The organism is Nocardia abscessus NBRC 100374 (genome assembly GCF_000308455.1).
Classification (GTDB): Bacteria; Actinomycetota; Actinomycetes; order Mycobacteriales; family Mycobacteriaceae; genus Nocardia; species Nocardia abscessus.
In genome coordinates, this window is record NZ_BAFP01000128.1 from 1 (window position 1) to 15,672 (window position 15,672).

13 protein-coding genes are annotated in these 15,672 nt (G+C 68.0%); 7 read left to right on the top strand and 6 right to left on the bottom strand.

Features of this window, described 5'->3' with window-relative positions; translation table 11 throughout:
• From ON19_RS26005 to ON19_RS26025, 4 genes are all read right to left on the bottom strand, one after another.
• A partial coding sequence (locus ON19_RS26005) for a non-ribosomal peptide synthetase (protein ID WP_043698480.1) occupies positions 1-3,964 on the bottom strand: 3,964 nt, incomplete at its 3' end.
• A gap of 450 nt (positions 3,965-4,414) precedes the next feature.
• Entirely contained in the window at positions 4,415-4,630 is a 216-nt protein-coding gene (locus ON19_RS26015) for a hypothetical protein (RefSeq protein WP_043698390.1), read from the bottom strand.
• Positions 4,631-4,697: 67 nt separating this feature from the next.
• Entirely contained in the window at positions 4,698-5,432 is a 735-nt protein-coding gene (locus tag ON19_RS26020; protein WP_157229846.1) for a cache domain-containing protein, read from the bottom strand.
• Between the two features lie 3 nt (positions 5,433-5,435).
• On the bottom strand, positions 5,436-6,182 hold the full coding sequence (locus ON19_RS26025) for a FadR/GntR family transcriptional regulator (protein WP_218006478.1): 747 nt from the start codon (positions 6,180-6,182) through the stop codon (positions 5,436-5,438).
• A gap of 298 nt (positions 6,183-6,480) precedes the next feature.
• Here ON19_RS26025 and ON19_RS26030 point away from each other — a divergent pair, with 298 nt between their 5' ends.
• Positions 6,481-6,723 (top strand): hypothetical protein, encoded by a 243-nt coding sequence (locus tag ON19_RS26030; protein ID WP_157229847.1) that lies wholly within the window; start codon positions 6,481-6,483, stop codon positions 6,721-6,723.
• 139 nt (positions 6,724-6,862) lie between these two features.
• On the opposite strand, the gene ON19_RS26035 is transcribed toward ON19_RS26030, so the two are convergent.
• Together ON19_RS26035 and kdgD are read right to left on the bottom strand one after the other, a co-directional pair.
• Positions 6,863-8,464 (bottom strand): aldehyde dehydrogenase (NADP(+)), encoded by a 1,602-nt coding sequence (locus ON19_RS26035; protein WP_043698397.1) that lies wholly within the window; start codon positions 8,462-8,464, stop codon positions 6,863-6,865.
• Positions 8,464-9,378 carry a 5-dehydro-4-deoxyglucarate dehydratase gene (gene kdgD / locus ON19_RS26040; protein ID WP_043698400.1) on the bottom strand — a complete coding sequence of 305 codons (915 nt, stop codon included), beginning with the start codon at positions 9,376-9,378 and terminating at the stop codon, positions 8,464-8,466. Before kdgD ends, ON19_RS26035 begins: the two co-directional genes overlap by 1 nt.
• A 105-nt stretch (positions 9,379-9,483) precedes the next feature.
• Here kdgD and ON19_RS26045 point away from each other — a divergent pair, with 105 nt between their 5' ends.
• The 6 genes from ON19_RS26045 (at position 9,484) to ON19_RS26070 (ending at position 15,630) form a co-directional block, all read left to right on the top strand.
• Positions 9,484-10,407: a LysR substrate-binding domain-containing protein gene (locus ON19_RS26045; RefSeq protein WP_043698403.1), complete on the top strand. Its 924-nt coding sequence runs from the start codon at positions 9,484-9,486 to the stop codon at positions 10,405-10,407.
• Between the two features lie 125 nt (positions 10,408-10,532).
• A complete protein-coding gene (locus ON19_RS26050) occupies positions 10,533-11,939 on the top strand; it encodes an MFS transporter (RefSeq protein WP_051169318.1) in 1,407 nt (468 codons plus the stop codon).
• On the top strand, positions 11,936-13,282 hold the full coding sequence (gudD, locus tag ON19_RS26055; protein ID WP_043698406.1) for a glucarate dehydratase: 1,347 nt from the start codon (positions 11,936-11,938) through the stop codon (positions 13,280-13,282). The genes ON19_RS26050 and gudD overlap by 4 nt, the downstream gene beginning before the upstream one ends.
• 200 nt (positions 13,283-13,482) lie before the next feature.
• Positions 13,483-14,043 (top strand): hypothetical protein, encoded by a 561-nt coding sequence (locus ON19_RS26060; protein ID WP_043698408.1) that lies wholly within the window; start codon positions 13,483-13,485, stop codon positions 14,041-14,043.
• The gene (locus ON19_RS39205) at positions 14,040-14,738 is read left to right on the top strand and encodes a hypothetical protein (RefSeq protein WP_051169319.1); all 699 of its coding nucleotides are present in this window, start codon (positions 14,040-14,042) and stop codon (positions 14,736-14,738) included. The genes ON19_RS26060 and ON19_RS39205 overlap by 4 nt, the downstream gene beginning before the upstream one ends.
• A 16-nt stretch (positions 14,739-14,754) precedes the next feature.
• A complete protein-coding gene (locus ON19_RS26070; protein ID WP_051169320.1) occupies positions 14,755-15,630 on the top strand; it encodes a 1-acyl-sn-glycerol-3-phosphate acyltransferase in 876 nt (291 codons plus the stop codon).
• Positions 15,631-15,672: the final 42 nt, after the last annotated feature.

The window sequence follows — 15,672 nt, forward strand, 5'->3', positions numbered from 1 at the left end:
AGCGGGAGGTCAGGTAGTCGACCACGACGACGGTGCCGCCGTTGGCCAGCGCGCACCACAACTCCCACACCGAGAAGTCGAACGCGAAGGAGTGGAACAGCGTCCACACGTCGGTTTCGTCGAACTCGAACAGCGACTGGGTGTTGGCGAACAACTCCACCACGTTGCGGTGCGCCACCCCCACACCCTTGGGCACACCCGTGGAACCGGAGGTGTAGATGACATACGCCAGATTGTCCGGACGCAACCGTGACACCCGCTCCGCATCACCCACCGGCGCCGCGGAATACGTTCCCGCCTCCGACAACAGCACCACCGGCAACTCACCCGCCGGTACCGCGTCACGCTCCTCGGCGGTGGTCAGCACACACACCGGCGCGGCGTCTGCCAGCATGAACTCCAACCGCTGCACCGGATAAGCAGTGTCGATCGGCAGATACGCCGCACCCGCGATCAACACACCCAACAACGCGACCGGCAACTCCTCGGTGCGCGGCACCGCCACCGCCACCAAAGATTCCGGACCCGCGCCGTGGGCGATCAACGCACGCGCCACCTGATTGGCGCGCCGATGCAACTCACCGAACGTCAGCGACCGGTCACCGAAGCGGATCGCGACCGCGTCCGGACGGGTGCGTGCTCGGGTGGCGATGACCTCGACCAGGGTCGCTTCCGGCACGATCGCACCCGGGGTGGACCACTCGTGTAACACCAGTTCCCGCTCACCGGGGGCCAGCACATCGATATCACCCACGACCACCGACGCGTCCGCGGCGACCGCGGTCAGGATTCGGGTGAACCGGTCGGCGAAATCCCGCACCGTCGCGGAATCGAACAGATCGGTGGCATACGTGAACGCCGCCGACAACCCCCCGACCTCACCGTGGCGGTCGATGTTTTCCGCGATCGCCACCTGCAGATCGAACTTCGCCAACGGCACCGCCAGATCCACCGCCGACACCGACAGCCCCGGCAACTCCAACTCCGTCGCCGCGAGGTTCTGGAAGGTCAACATCACCTGGAACAGCGGATGCCGCCCCGGCGAACGCGGCGGATCCAGCAACTCCACCAACCGCTCGAACGGCACATCCGCGTGCCCGAACGCCTCCACATCCACCGAACGCACCGCAGCCAGCAGTTGGTCGAACCGCGCACCGGGATCGATGTCGGTGCGCAACACCAGCGTGTTGACGAACATGCCGATCAGATCATCCAACGCCGCCTCGCCGCGCCCGGCGACCGGAGTGCCCACCGCGATATCCCGGCTGCCCGACAACCGCGCCAGCAGCACCGCCAACGCCGCGTGCACCACCATGAACAACGTCGTATTGTGTTCGTGCGCAACCCGGCTCAAGGCGGCACGCACATCGGCATCGATCTCGAAACCCAGCGTGGCACCGTGATGCGAGGCCACCGCCGGACGCGGCCGATCCACCGGCAACTCCAGCTGCTCGGGAAGCCCCGCCAATCCGCTACGCCAGAACGCGATCTGCTGCGCGAGCACGGACTCCGGGTCGTCCTCGTGGCCCAAAATCTCCCGCTGCCACAACGCGAAATCGGCGTACTGCACCTCCAACGCCGCCCACTCCGGTGCGCCACCACCCAGCCGGTCGACATAAGCGCTCATCAGATCCCGCGTCAACGGACCCATCGAAAAACCATCCCCCGCGATGTGATGCACCACACACACCAGCACATGCTCGGTTCGGCTCACTTCGAGCAACCGCACCCGCACCGGCGGCGCCACCGTCACGTCGAAACCCTCACCCACCACGGCGGCGACCAGCGCGGGCACCTCCGACTCCTGGGCCCGCTCCACTACCACCTCCGGCACCGCCCGCGGATCCGCTACCGGCAATACCACCTGCCGGCCCTCACCGTCGAGGTCCGGGTAGACGGTGCGCAGCACCTCGTGCCGCTCGGCCAGATCCCCCACCGCCGCCCGCAACGCCGCCACATCCAACCGCCCCGACAACCGCACCGCGACCGGGATATTGTTCACCCCGCTCGCGGGATCGAATCGGTTCAAAAACCACATCCGCTGCTGCGCGTACGACAACGGCACCCGCTCCGGCCGCGGCTGCGCCACCAACGCCCGGCCCGCCGCCGACCCCGCATGCTGCTCCACCCGAACAGCCAGCGCCGCGACCGTGGTCGCCTCGAACAACAACTGCACCGGCACCCGCACACCCAACGCCGCACCCACCCGCGCCGCCGCCTGCGCCGCCAACAACGAATTCCCGCCGAGCTCGAAGAAATCGTCGTCCGCACCCACGCGCCCGTCCTCCTCGGGCACCAGCAACGTCGCGAACACTTCCGCGACGATCTCCTCCACCGGCGTCGACGGCGCACGAAACGCCCGCGCGGCGAACACCGGCTCCGGCAACGCCGCACGATCCAGCTTGCCCACCGGCGTCAACGGAATCTCATCCAAGACGATGATGGACGCGGGCAGCATATAGGCGGGCAAGGTCTCGGAGATGAAGTCGAAGAGTTCGGTGGTGTCGAATTCGATCCCGGCCGCGTACACCTCGGCCCCCTTGGGAAGGACATAGGAGACCAACATGGTCGTGCCGTTCGGTTGCCGCTTGCCCAGCGTCACCGCGAATTCGACATCCGGATGGCGGCTCAGCGCGTCATCGATCTCGCCCAGTTCGACACGGAAGCCACGCACCTTCACCTGGAAGTCGGAACGTCCGAGGACCTCGATCCCCCCCGAACTCAGTCGGCGCGCCAAGTCGCCGGTGCGGTACATGCGTGATCCCGGATTACCCGCCTCGCTGCCGAAAGGGTTGGTCACGAAGCGTGCCGCAGTGAGGGCCGGGCGGTTCAGATAGCCCGCTGCCAGCGCGGGACCGGAAAGATACAGCTCCCCGACCACTCCGGCGGGGGCCGGGCGCAAGCGTGAATCCAGCACGAACAAACCGAATCCGGGTATCGCGTTACCGATGGTGATCGTCGCACCCGGCACCAGCGGCGCGCTGCTGGTCGCAATGACCGTGGCTTCGGTCGGGCCGTAGCCGTTGATCATCGCGCGGCCGTCACCGGCCCAGCGGTTCACCAGGTGGGGGCCGAACCTGTCCCCGATGACCATGACGACCCGGAGGTCCTCCAGACCCGCGGGATCGACCGATTCCAGCGCGCCGGGTGTGATGAGCATGTGCGTGACGCGTTCGCGTCGCAGCAGATCGGCGAGTTCGAATCCGCCGAACACCGTCGGCGGCGCGATCACGAGAGTCGACCCGGTGGCGAAGGCGAGCAGCAGTTCCAGCACCGACACGTCGAAGTTCGGCGAGCAGATGTGCATCACCCGCGAGCCTTCGGTGACGTCGTAGCGCTCCCGTTCGGACGCCACCATCGCGCCCAATCCGGCGTGCGTGACCACGACACCCTTGGGACGACCGGTCGAACCGGAGGTGAAGATGACGTAGGCCGGGTGCTGTTCGGTGAGTGGCCGCACCCGATCGGTGTACGACACCGGGTGCGCGGGCCGCCGCCCGATTCGCTCCTGGTGCTGCGGATCGTCGAGTTCTATCCAGGGGATGGACGTGCCGAGCGCTTCGCGGTATGCGGACGTGGTCAGACCCAGCGCGGCTCCGGAATCGGAGGCCATGTAGGCGATCCGCTCGGGCGGATAGGTCGGATCGATCGGCACGTAGGCGGCGCCGGTCTTGGCGATCGCCCACACCGACAGCACCGACTCGATGGAGCGCCGAATGCCGATGGCCACAACGTCGCCGGGCCCCACGCCCCGGTCGATCAACTCCCGTGCCAGCCGAGACGACTGTTCATCGAGCTGCCGATAGGTCAGCTCCACGGCATCGGTGGAGTCACCCGTCGGACTGAATCGAATCGCCACCGTGTCGGCGGCGGGTTCGACCGCGGCGGTGAGCAGTTGCCCGAAGAGTAGACCGCCGGAACGGCGACGGCGATTTCCACGCGCAGAACGGCGGTCCATCTTCATTTCCGGTGCTTTCTCCTTCAGGTGGTGCCGGCTCTCGGCAACCGAATCATCGATCCGGCCCACGAGATCGCTACTTGCTCGCGAGGGTGTCGCAGACAGACTGATAGCCCTCCCGCGAGAAGTCCAGACTGTCCGCCCCCGTCGGGACAGTACACAGCCCGTGACCTGCCAACGGCGCGGCATACTGCAGCGTCGGGCCAAATATGCTGTGTCTCACATCTTTCGCCGACCAGGTGCACCAGTGCGGCGCGGGCCTGCCCGGCGCTGCTCGGTCGGCCTGCTTCTTCCGCTCGCCCGACTCCGTCACGTCGGCGTGGGGCGAGACAGCCGTTGCATCGAAATGACAAGCATGGCAAGCAGTTTCGGCAACATCAAGGGCGCATCCGCGAATTCGCGTTCCGACCGCAGCGTCCCCTCGGGCTGCGCCCATACCGGTTGCCGACCGCGGCGTCAGGGGAATGTGCAGGCGGGGCCGCCACCGGAGCTGTCTACGTACCCGGCGCGCAACATGCGCAGCAGCAGGCACAGCGCTTGGGTTGCCGACCCGGTCGAGGCCGACCCGGTGTCCGCGATGGTCGCCTGCTGCTCGAGTGGCGCGGCGGACGCGGTCGACAGCGGAGCGAGGAGTGTGGCCGTCACGAGGAGGCTCGCGGTGATCGCCTTCATGGCCTCGAGTATTCGGCGAACTCGTCTGGGACGCACGACCCCATTCATCGGGGCGCACCGCATATCGTCAGTGAGATCCCAGCGGCTGCAAAGACCACGGTGTCGCCTCGACCGGCACCGCCGCGGCAGGTCGATGCATCCGGCTCGTCTTGGATCCGGTGGTGAACTCGGAATCGGTTCCCATGATGACGCGGCCCTCGCCGTTGACCAGTACCACCCGCTGACCCGCCGCCCGGAATCGCGGAAGCAGCACCTCTTCGATCGAAGCGACGGGGACGTCGGCACCAGCTATTCCGAGAAAGGTTCCCGATGCGATCGTGACCGGTACCGCGAATGTGCAGATGTATTGATCAGTACACGCGTAGTCGAGGCACGGTCCGTGGGCCCACCGGCGGCCCTGGTCGCGCGGGATCGCGAACCACTCCATTTGCGTGTAGTCGTAGAAGTATTCACTGCGCGGATCCAATTCCAATAACAGGCGTTGCGGTCCGCGCTGCGTGTTCAGGAACCACCACTCCAGATGCCGGGGGCGATCCGCGAGAACGCCGTCAGCCAGCACTACACCTGCGCTTTCGAACAGATTTCCGCGCTGCTCGAGTTCGCCGACAATGGTCTCGCGCAGCGGTGCCAAGTCGGTCGATCGGGGAGTGTGCCGCGGGTTCTCGGCAAAGCCTTCCCACAGTGTCGTCAGCCCGGCCCCGATGATCCCCAGCGACCGGTAGATCTCGTCCGCCAGTGCTGTGACGGCGGAAGCGAGCGACTCGACGGTCACCGGAGTGGGAAAATCATCGGTTTTCCTCATCGATCAACTGAGCTCCAAGCGTAGGGCGACGAGGCGGCGGATTCGTGATTCGGTTTGTGACTCTGCCAGTTCTCTCGCCCTAGCATCGTCTTCTCGCTCGATCGCGTCCACCAAGTCGCGGTGAGCGGTGGCTTCGGCCGCCGGGTCGAGTTTCAGCCGGGGTAACCAGAGCAACGCGGAAAGTTCGGCCTGCAGCGCGACCTCGGCACGGGTCAGTCGGGTGGATTGTGCGCAGACCGCCATCTCGATATGGAATCGGCTGTCGGCCCGGCGTGCCGAAACGGGTTCGCTGCTGTCCTTCAACCGGTCGGCCAAGGACCGCAGCCTGGCTATATCGGCCCGCACCCCGCGTCGCGCGGCGAAAACGGCAGCCGCTCCCGTGACGGCGAAGTGTTCGTCGCCCAGATCGCGCAACTCCTGGATGCTCATCTGCTGCAACCGAGCCAGCGAGCTGCTCTCCAGGACGTCTGCCGCGCCACGGATGAAGCTGCCACCACCGCGGCCGCGTTTGGTGTGCACGATGCCTCGCTGCCGCAGTACGGCCAGCGCCTCACGCAAGGTCATCGTCGACACGCCCAACTGATTGGCGAGGTCGGTCTCGCTGGGCAACTGCTGGCCATCGACCATCAGGCCGAGGCTGATGGCAGCGCACAATCGCTGCACCACGGCCTCGGTTTTCGGACCGCCACCTTCGAGCGGTGACAGCACGGCGCCGAGAGCGGTCAATCCGGCGCTCTCCTGCTTGGACAACGCGACTCCTCGGTGGTGGATGTGCATCGATCCTAGCCAGGAACCCTTGAAATATGAACTCTAATGTCTTAGGTTCTAGACCGTGGAACTTGCCTCCTTGGGTGCATCGACGCGCCGGCGGCACGATCGAAACAGGATTTCTCCATGTTCGAGAACCAAAGCAGTGATAGCGGGCACCTGCGCGCCCGCGACCGTGCGGGCTCGCCGGCCGAGATAGCGGCCCGCAGTGGAATACGGGCCGAGGCCCGTGGTCGGCAGGAGCGGAGCGCACGGCGCCGGGGTGTCGACAATGGATGATGTGCGGCAAACGGAAGTCGACGGAGTACGGGTGACGTGGCGTTTCGTCCACCATCACTTGATCGCCATCGTCGCCGTGAACAACGCGTGCGATGCATCGCCGGTGGTCTGTTTCAGTCCGGACAACTACCCCGATCTCGCGCAGGCACGAGAGCTTCTTCCGGAGCTGACGCGGCTGTGGGACGCGATACGCCGCGAATTCTGGGCGAAGCTCATCCCGCCGCTGCAACAGGCATGGGCGTGAGCTAGGAGCCGATCGCGCCGCGCCCGCCGTCGAGCGCTCCGCGATCCGGACGCACCGTGCCCTCCTGTGGAGTGGCAGGTCACCGCACGCCCGGCCACTCAGCCAGGCGTGCGGCGTCGTACCCGCGCGGGACTGGATCTCAGTCCCGCGTGATGGCCCCGTCCACGCGCCGCCAGATGCCGAGCGGGTTGTCCGCGCGGATCTCGTCGGCCAGTAGATCGTCGGGGACGTTCTGGTAGGCCACCGGGCGGAGGAATCGCTCGATGGCGCGGCTGCCTACGGAGGTGGTCGAGGGAGCGCTCGTCGCGGGGAACGGGCCTCCGTGGACCACCGCGTGCCCGACCTCCACTCCGGTGGGCCAGCCGTCGAAGAGCACCCGGCCCGCGATCAGTTCGAGTTTGCCGAGCAGGGTCCGGGCGAGTGCGCGATCCGCGGGCGCGGCGTGCACCGTGGCGGTGAGCTGGCCCTCGAGCTCGTCGACGAGGGTGGCGAACTGCTCCGCGCCGGCTACCCGGACGATGATCGAGGCGGGCCCGAACACTTCCTCCTGGAGTTCCCGGTCGGCCAGGAACCGCTCACCGGTGGTGACGAACAGTTGTGGCACACCGGTGCAGGCGGCCCCGGCCGCGGTGCCGGTCGCGACTGTTCGCACCGCATCGGTAGCGGTCAGCCGTCGCGCTCCCGCGGCGAACGCCGCCGCGATGCCCGGGTTGAGCATCGGCGCACCGGGCGCGACGGCGATCTGCGCGCTCGCCGATTCGACGAAATCGTCGGCGCCGGGCCCGTCGGCCAGGAAGACCAGGCCGGGACTGGTGCACAACTGCCCGACGCCGGTGGTGAGCGAGGCGACGAATTCGGCGCCGAGCTGTTCGCCGCGCTCGGCCAACGCGCCGGGCAGCACGAAAACCGGGTTGACACTGGACATTTCGGCGAAGACCGGAATGGGCACCGGCCGCGCCGCGGCGGCCGCGACGAGCGCGAGCCCGCCTCGCCGCGAGCCGGTGAAGCCGACGGCCCGGATATGCGGGTCGCGCACCAGCGCCGAGCCGGTGTCGACGCCGCCGTGGATCAGGGAGAAGGTGCCCTCGGGCAGGTCGTGCTCGCGCACGGCCGCGCGCACCGCACGGCCGACCAGTTCGGCGGTGCCCGGATGGGCGGGGTGCGCCTTCACCACCACCGGCGAGCCTGCGGCCAGCGCGGACGCGGTGTCGCCGCCGGCCACCGAGAACGCGAGGGGGAAGTTGCTCGCCGCGAACACCGCGACCGGGCCGAGCGGGATTCGGCGTTGCCGCAGATCGGGCTTCGGCAGCGGGCTGCGTGCCGGGTCGGGCCGGTCCCATCGGGCGCCGGTCCAGCTCCCCTCACGCACCACGCCCGCGAAAAGCCGCAGCTGGCCGGTGGTTCGCGCGATCTCGCCGCGCACCCGGGCCTCGGGCAGACCGGTCTCGGCGATCACCCGGTCGACCAGGGCATCGCCCAGCGCCTCGATCTGCCGGGCGATGCTGTCCAAGAACGCGGCACGCTGCTCGAAGCTGGTGCGTCGATAAGGCTCGAAGGCGGCAGCGGCCAGCTCTGCGGCACGGGCCACCGTCGCGGCGTCGGCTTCGCGATACACCGGAGCGAGTTCGGCACCGGTCGCCGGATTCGTCGCGTGGAACGGCGCGTCGACGCCAGGGACGTCCGCGGCGCCCACCAGGTTGGCGCCGGTCAGGTGCGCTGCGTCGATCTGAGAGGCGGTCATCAGCTCACTTTCTTCACGAGATCGGCCAGCTCGGCGAGTTCGACTTCGTCGAGGTCGGTCAGCGGGCTACGGACCGGTCCGGCCGGGCGTCCGATCACTTTCATACCTGCCTTGATGATGCTCACCGCGTAGCCCGGCTTCCGGTTGCGCAGGTCGCAGTAGGGGATCACGAAGTCGTTCAGCGCGGTGCGGACGAACGCGGTGTCGCCGCGGCGCAGCGCCCGATAGAAGGCGAGCGCGAACTCCGGGACGAAGTTGTAGATCGCCGAGGAGTAGGTGGTGACGCCGAGGGCCAGGTAGGGCAGGGCGAACATCTCCGCGGTGGGCAGCCCGCCCACGTAGGTCAGCCGGTCGCCGAGTGCGGCGTAGATCCGGGTCATCTGCTCGATGTTGCCGATGCCGTCCTTGAACCCGATCAGGTTCGGGCACCGGTCGGCGAGTTCGGCGACGGCGGTCTCGGTGTAGGCGGCATTGGCCCGCGAATAGATGATCACGCCGAGGTCCGTGGCCGCGCACACCTGCCGGACATGGGCGACCAGCCCCTCCTGGCTGGCCTCGGTGAGATAGGGCGGCAAGAGCAGGATTCCGTGCGCACCCGCCCGTTCCGCGGCCCGCGCCATCTCCACCGCGGTGGACGTGCCGTAACCGGCCGGCGCGATCACCGGCAGACCCTCCGGCGCCTCGGCTACCGCCGCGGTCACCACCTGCTCCACCTCGGCGGGGGTCAGCGAGAAGAACTCGCCGGTGCCGCCCGCGGCGAAGAGACCGGACGCGTCGTAGCCGCCGAGCCAGGCGATGTTCTCCCGGTAGGCGGCCTCGTCGAACGAGCCGTCGGCACGCAGATGGGTGACCGGGAAGGACAGCAGACCGGAGCCGAGCTTCCGGGCGATGTCCTGCGGTGCGGCAGTGGTCATGGTGGTCGCTCCTGTTCGATGGGCCGGGCTGAGCCCACCCTAGGAACGACTTATGATTCACGTCCAACACTGTTTACATATCTATCAATACAAGGTCGGTATCGAATGTTCACCTTCGTGCAGCTCACCCATTTCGTGGCCGTCGCCGAGGAACTGCACTTCGGGCGTGCCGCGGAACGACTTCGGATGACGCAGCCGCCGCTGAGCAGGCAGATCCAGCTGCTGGAGAAGGAAGTGGGCGCGGAACTGTTCGATCGCTCCAACCGCACCGTCCGGCTCACCCGGGCCGGTCAGGCATTCCTGGTGGACGCTCGTCGCCTGCTCCAGCAGGCCGAGCGCGCGACGCTGGCGGTGCGCCGGGTCTCGGCCGGTACCGGCGGTGTGCTGCGGGTGGGTTTCACCGGCGCCAGCGTGCACTCCGGCCTGCCGCTGGTGCTGGCCACCGCACGCTCGCTGCTGCCGGACGTGGACGTGGAACTGCGCGAACTGGTGACCATGGACCAAGTCGAGGCGCTTTCGGACGGCTCGCTGGATCTGGGCATGGTGCGCCCCCCGATCACCCGGCCGGATCTGACCGCCCGCACCTTCGTGCGAGAAGGCTTGATCGCCGCGTTGCCCGGTGATCATCCGCTCGCCGTCTCGGCCGACCCGCTGCCGGTCGCGGCACTGCACGGCGCCGAAATGGTCATGCACGCGCCGGTCGAGGCGCGCTACTTCCACGAATTGGTGACCAGCGTGCTGCACGCCGCGTCGGTGGTGCCGGTGGTAACCCAATACATGACCCAGGTGCACAGCATCCTGGCCCTGGTCAACCTGGGCTGGGGTGCGGCGCTGGTGCCCGAATCGGCGGCGGGCATGCGTTTCGACAACGTCCGGTATCGGCCGCTGGCGCAGGTCGCGCAGGTGGTGGAACTCGATCTGGTCTGGCGGCAGGACAACGAGAACCCGGCGCTGGCGCGGCTGCTCCCGGGGCTGGACGCGGGGGAGGAAAGTCTCTTCGATACCTTTCCTGTATCGATTCATCCGTAATTGGTGTTGGACGGGAATCGTGCCCGCTCTCTAAGTTCGGTGCTGTGAGGCGAGTCACTCGCCCCGAGGATCTCTTCCCACAGCACCGCGCAGCGCGGTGGTGGTTCGACCGAAAGGAGTGGACGATGTCGTTCACTCGGCAGCCGACGGCGGAACTGGATACGGCCGTATCGAAATTCTTTCGACGCGTCGTCCCGCTGTTCATCGTCATGTTGATCTGCAACCAGATCAACCGATCGAATATCGGTTACGCCCGTGAATATCTGGAGGCGGATGTCGGTATCGGCGCCGCCGCGTACGGGTTCGGCGCCGGTGTGTTCTTCATCGCTTACGCGCTGTTCGAATTGCCGAGCAACGTGATGATGGAGAAGTTCGGCGCCCGCATCTGGCTCACCCGGATCATGATCAGCTGGGGCCTCATCTCCGCGGCGATGATGTTCGTGCAGAACGCGACGATGTTCTACGTCCTGCGCTTCCTACTCGGCGCCGCCGAGGCGGGCTTCTTCCCCGCGGTGATCTTCTACCTGGCCAAGTGGCTGCCCAACAGCCACCGCGGACGCGCAACCGCGCTGTTCGTCGCCGGGTCGTCGATCGCCGCGGCGATCTCCGGGCCGCTGTCGGGCCCGCTGCTCTCGCTCGACGGCGGCGGCGGCCTGCACGGCTGGCAATGGATGTTCGGCATCGAGGGAATGGTCTCGGTGATCGTCGGCTGCGTCGCCTTCTTCTTTCTGGATTCCCGGATCGAAGACGCGAAATGGCTGACGCCAGGGGAACGAAAAGCGCTCAGTGGCACCATTGCCGAAGAAGAGATCGACAAGGCCGTCAATTCGGGTGTCGCGCACAAAGCGTCGCGCTGGCGCATGCTCGCCGATCCGAAGCTGCTGCTCTTCTGCTGGATCTATTTCGCGATCCAGCTTTCGATCTACGCCAACACCTTCTGGCTGCCCTCGATCATCCGCCGCATCGACGGCGTGAACGACATCACCGTCGGCCTGCTCGCCTCCCTGCCCTGGATCTGTGCCGTGGTCGCCATGTACGTCTCGGCCAGGATCGGTGACCGCACCGGCAACCGGCGGCCGCTGCTGATCATCGCGCTGCTCACCGCGGCAGTGGGCACCTACCTGGCCGCCATCGCCTCGCCGTGGCTTGCCCTGGTGTTCCTGTGCATCGCCGCCATGGGCTTCAAGAGCGCCAGCCCGCTGTTCTGGTCCATTCCGCAGTCGGGCCTGCATCCGCTCGTCCTGGCGCCCGCCATCGCCATCATCAACTCCATCGGCAACCTCGGCGGCTTCGTCGCACCGTACGGCTTCGGGCTGGTGAAATCGGCCACCGGTGAGGTGACCTGGGGGCTGTACGCGCTGGCCGCGGCCTCGGTGCTCGCCGCCGCGTCGGTGCTACTGGTGCGTCGTGAAGCGCGCTCCGGCTCCACCGACTCCGGGTTCCGCGCCCATCGCCCCGACCATGCCGCCGATCGCGCGTCAGCCGCCGCACCGAACATCCACGCCGTCACCACCCTGGAGAACCGGTCATGACATCCTCGCCTCGCACCCCTCGCGTCACCGGCATGCGCGTCGTGCCGATCGCGGGCCACGACAGCATGCTGCTCAACCTGAGCGGCGCGCACGCTCCCTACTTCACGCGGAACCTGGTGATCCTCACCGATTCCGAGGGCCGTACCGGGGTGGGGGAGGTGCCCGGTGGCGAACGAATCCGCGCCACCCTCACCGACGCCAGGGAATTGGTGCTCGGCCGCTCGGTCGGCGAATACCACGCCGTGCTCGATGACATCCGCCGCACTTTCGCCGCCCGCGACGCGGGCGGGCGGGGCAGCCAGACCTTCGACCTGCGGGTCACCGTGCATGCCGTCACCGCGGTGGAATCCGCGCTGCTGGACCTACTGGGGCAGCACCTCGAGGTGCCGGTGGCCGCACTGCTCGGCGACGGCGTGCAGCGAACCGCGGTGCCGGTGCTCGGCTACCTGTTCTTCGTCGGCGACCGCACCCGCACCGACCTGCCGTATCGATCCGGTGCGGACGAGCACGCCGCCGCCGACACCTGGCTGCAGCTGCGGCACGAGGCCGCGCTCACACCGGACGCGGTGGTCGCGCTGGCCCGCGCCGCGCGGGAGCGCTACGGCTTCCGGGACTTCAAGCTCAAGGGCGGCGTGCTGGCCGGGCGGGACGAGGCCGCCGCGGTCCGGGCGCTCGCCGAGGAATTCCCGGACGCGCGCATCACCCTGGACCCCAACGGCGGATGGCTGCTGCGCGAGGCCGTGGAACTGTGCCGCGAGCTGACCGACGTGCTCGCCTACGCCGAGGACCCGGTGGGCCCGGAGGGGTCCTACTCCGGTCGTGAGGTGATGGCGGAGTTCAAGCGGGCAACCGGCCTGCCCACCGCCACCAACATGATCGCCACCGACTGGCGCGAACTCGGCCACACCGTTCGGGCGGGCGCCGTCGACATTCCCCTCGCCGATCCGCACTTCTGGACCATGGCGGGCTCGGTCCGCGTCGCCCAGCTGTGCGACGCGTGGGGCCTGACCTGGGGCTCGCACTCCAACAACCACTTCGACGTCTCCCTGGCCATGTTCACCCACGTCGCCGCGGCCGCTCCCGGCGCCATCACCGCCATCGACACCCATTGGATCTGGCAGGACGGCCAGCGCGTGACCCGCGACCCCTACCGCATCGCCGACGGCAGGCTCACCCTGCCGTCGCGCCCCGGCCTCGGCGTCGAGCTCGACGAGGAGCGGGTCGCCGCCGCCAACGAGCTCTACCACCGGGAGGGCTTGGGCGATCGCGACGACGCCGCGACCATGCAGTACCTCGTGCCGGGCTGGCGTTTCGACAGCAAGCGGCCTGCGCTGGTGCGCTGAGCCGGTCGGTAGGGAACAGGAGCGAAGGAGGCTCGCCCAGCCGAAACCCGTTCCGGCGAAAGGTCATACATCCGTCGGCTGTATCGCGGGCCGCCCGCACGGCAGCAGGGCCGAGCACGCCGAACGCATCGGAGATCGAGGGTTTGGAACCACCCAGAAGAGGCATTACCCCTGCGAACAAGCTCGGCAAGGAGGTCAAGATGTCGGCTGGAGTATGGGTGATCATCGCCGTCATCGTCATTGTCGTCGCGGCCCTTCTGGCGTTCCTGGTCTGGCCGATGGTGCGCAGGCAGCGACTACGCCGCAGATTCGGCCCCGAGTACGACCGGACGGTGCGGGAACTCGAGGACCGCAAGACGGCGGAACAAGAGCTCGCCGAACGCGAGCGCAGGCACGCACAGCTGCGACTACGTGACCTGTCGGAGGACGAGAAGCGGGTCTACACCACGCGTTGGGTCGAGGTGCAGGAGCGATTCATCGATGACCCGGCCGGTGCGCTGACCGAGGCCGACCGCCTCGTCACCACGATCATGGCCGAGCGCGGCTACCCCACGGAGAATTACGAGCAGCAGCTCGCCGATCTGTCCGTGGAGCACGCCGAGCCGCTGGGCCACTATCGCGCCGCGCACGAGATCGCGACGCGACCGGCGGGTGCCGAGGTGTCCACCGAGGACCGGCGCACGGCTGTCGTGCATTATCGGGAACTTTTCAAGGACCTGCTCGGCGTGGCCGACCAGGAGAAGAAGGGCGTGAAATCATGAGCACCGAATCCGAGCGGCGGCCGCGTACCAGGGCGGAAGAGGATTCGGCCAGGGCGGGGGAGCCCGCCGGGTCCGAACAGTACGGCGAGACGGCGGACCGTCGGCAGGAAGCCCACGCCGGGCCGGTCGGCGAAACCGAAGGGGTCCAGCGCGACACCGGACAGGCCGTGAACCCGATCGACGACTCCGAGCGCCGGCCGACGGGCGGCGGTGCTTTCGAACCGGACTCGCCCGCTCGGGTGGCCGATGACTCGGGGGCGGTGCGCGAGACCACCCCAGCAGGGCAGTCCGCGACCGGCACCGAACGCGCGGAGTTCGCCGGCAACGCCGAGCGCAGCAGCGTGGGCGCTCCGACGCAGGGCGCTCCGCAGGACTCCGCCCATGGCTCCGACGCAACGGCGACCGCTCCGGCGGCAAGCGACCAGCTCGCGCCCTTGATCCCCGAAGCCGATCTCGATCGCCTGCGCACGCAGTGGCGGGAGGTTCAGGTCACCTTCGTCGACAACCCGAGGGCCGCCGTAGACCGCGCCGACGAACTGCTCGGCGGCACCATCGACCAGCTGGTCGCGACCTACCAGGAGCGCAAACGCGCACTGGACGCCCGGCTCGGCGACACGTCCGACACCGAAGGCCTCCGGCAGGCGTTGCGCGGTTACCGAGGATTCTTCGACCAGCTGCTCTCGACCGGCGCCTAGCCGAAGCCCGTGGCCCATGGATGTCTTTCGACTGGCGACGGGAACGGTCGACCGAGCGACGAACTGGGTCGCCCAGCAGGTAAAGGCCCGGATACCCACGGCTGACCCCGGCGACCGCGACCCGGAGTTCATCGCCGACACCGTGGGCCTCGGCTGGCTGTTCGTCCGCCTCTATTTCCGGGCGGAGGTACGCGGCCTGGAACGGGTTCCCGAGAAGGGGCCGGTACTGCTGGTGGCCAACCACTCCGGCGGCAACGTATCGCCGGAGGTGCTGGTCACCACGCTGGCATTCGTCCGCCGTTTCGGCCCGCACCGGCCCTTTTTCCAGCTGGCCCACGACATGCTGATGGCCTACCCGGTGATCGGGTCGTTACTGCGCCGCTTCGGCACGGTGAACGCCGACCCGGGCAACGCCGAGCAGGCGCTGCGCGACGGTGCGGTGGTGCTGGTCTATCCCGGCGGTGACTGGGAGGTCCACCGCCCCAGCTGGGAGGAGGACCGCATCGACTTCGCCGGTCGCACCGGCTTCCTCCGCTTGGCCTGGAACGAGCGGGTGCCGATCGTGCCGGTGGTCAATATCGGTGCGCAACAGAGTGAGCTGGTGCTCACCCGCGGGGATCGGATCGCGCGCCTGCTGCGGCTGGACCGCATGCTGCGGCTGAAAGTGTTCCCGATCTCGATCGCCCTGCCGTGGGGACTGGACATCGGTGATCTCGCTGGGCACGTGCCCTTGCCCAGCAAGATCACCGTCGAGTTCCTGGACCCGATCGACCTGCGCGAAGCGCTGGGTCCGGAGCTCGACCTGGAGCGGGCCTACCGGCACGTCACCGGGATCATGCAACGCACACTGACCAGGCTGGACGAGGAACGCGATCTACCGATCGTCGGGTGAACGGAATCAGTGGGGCGATTTCGGCCTCAACCTCCCACTGTC

Excerpts from the sequence above, each read along its gene's own strand:
- ON19_RS26060 (WP_043698408.1), top strand. The coding sequence starts at position 13,483 with ATGTCGGCTGGAGTATGGGTGATCATCGCCGTCATCGTCATTGTCGTC.
- ON19_RS26020 (WP_157229846.1), bottom strand. The coding sequence starts at position 5,432 with ATGAGGAAAACCGATGATTTTCCCACTCCGGTGACCGTCGAGTCGCTC.
- ON19_RS26015 (WP_043698390.1), bottom strand. The coding sequence starts at position 4,630 with ATGAAGGCGATCACCGCGAGCCTCCTCGTGACGGCCACACTCCTCGCT.
- ON19_RS39205 (WP_051169319.1), top strand. The coding sequence starts at position 14,040 with ATGAGCACCGAATCCGAGCGGCGGCCGCGTACCAGGGCGGAAGAGGAT.
- ON19_RS26070 (WP_051169320.1), top strand. The coding sequence starts at position 14,755 with ATGGATGTCTTTCGACTGGCGACGGGAACGGTCGACCGAGCGACGAAC.
- ON19_RS26035 (WP_043698397.1), bottom strand. The coding sequence starts at position 8,464 with ATGACCGCCTCTCAGATCGACGCAGCGCACCTGACCGGCGCCAACCTG.
- ON19_RS26045 (WP_043698403.1), top strand. The coding sequence starts at position 9,484 with ATGTTCACCTTCGTGCAGCTCACCCATTTCGTGGCCGTCGCCGAGGAA.
- gudD (WP_043698406.1), top strand. The coding sequence starts at position 11,936 with ATGACATCCTCGCCTCGCACCCCTCGCGTCACCGGCATGCGCGTCGTG.
- kdgD (WP_043698400.1), bottom strand. The coding sequence starts at position 9,378 with ATGACCACTGCCGCACCGCAGGACATCGCCCGGAAGCTCGGCTCCGGT.
- ON19_RS26050 (WP_051169318.1), top strand. The coding sequence starts at position 10,533 with ATGTCGTTCACTCGGCAGCCGACGGCGGAACTGGATACGGCCGTATCG.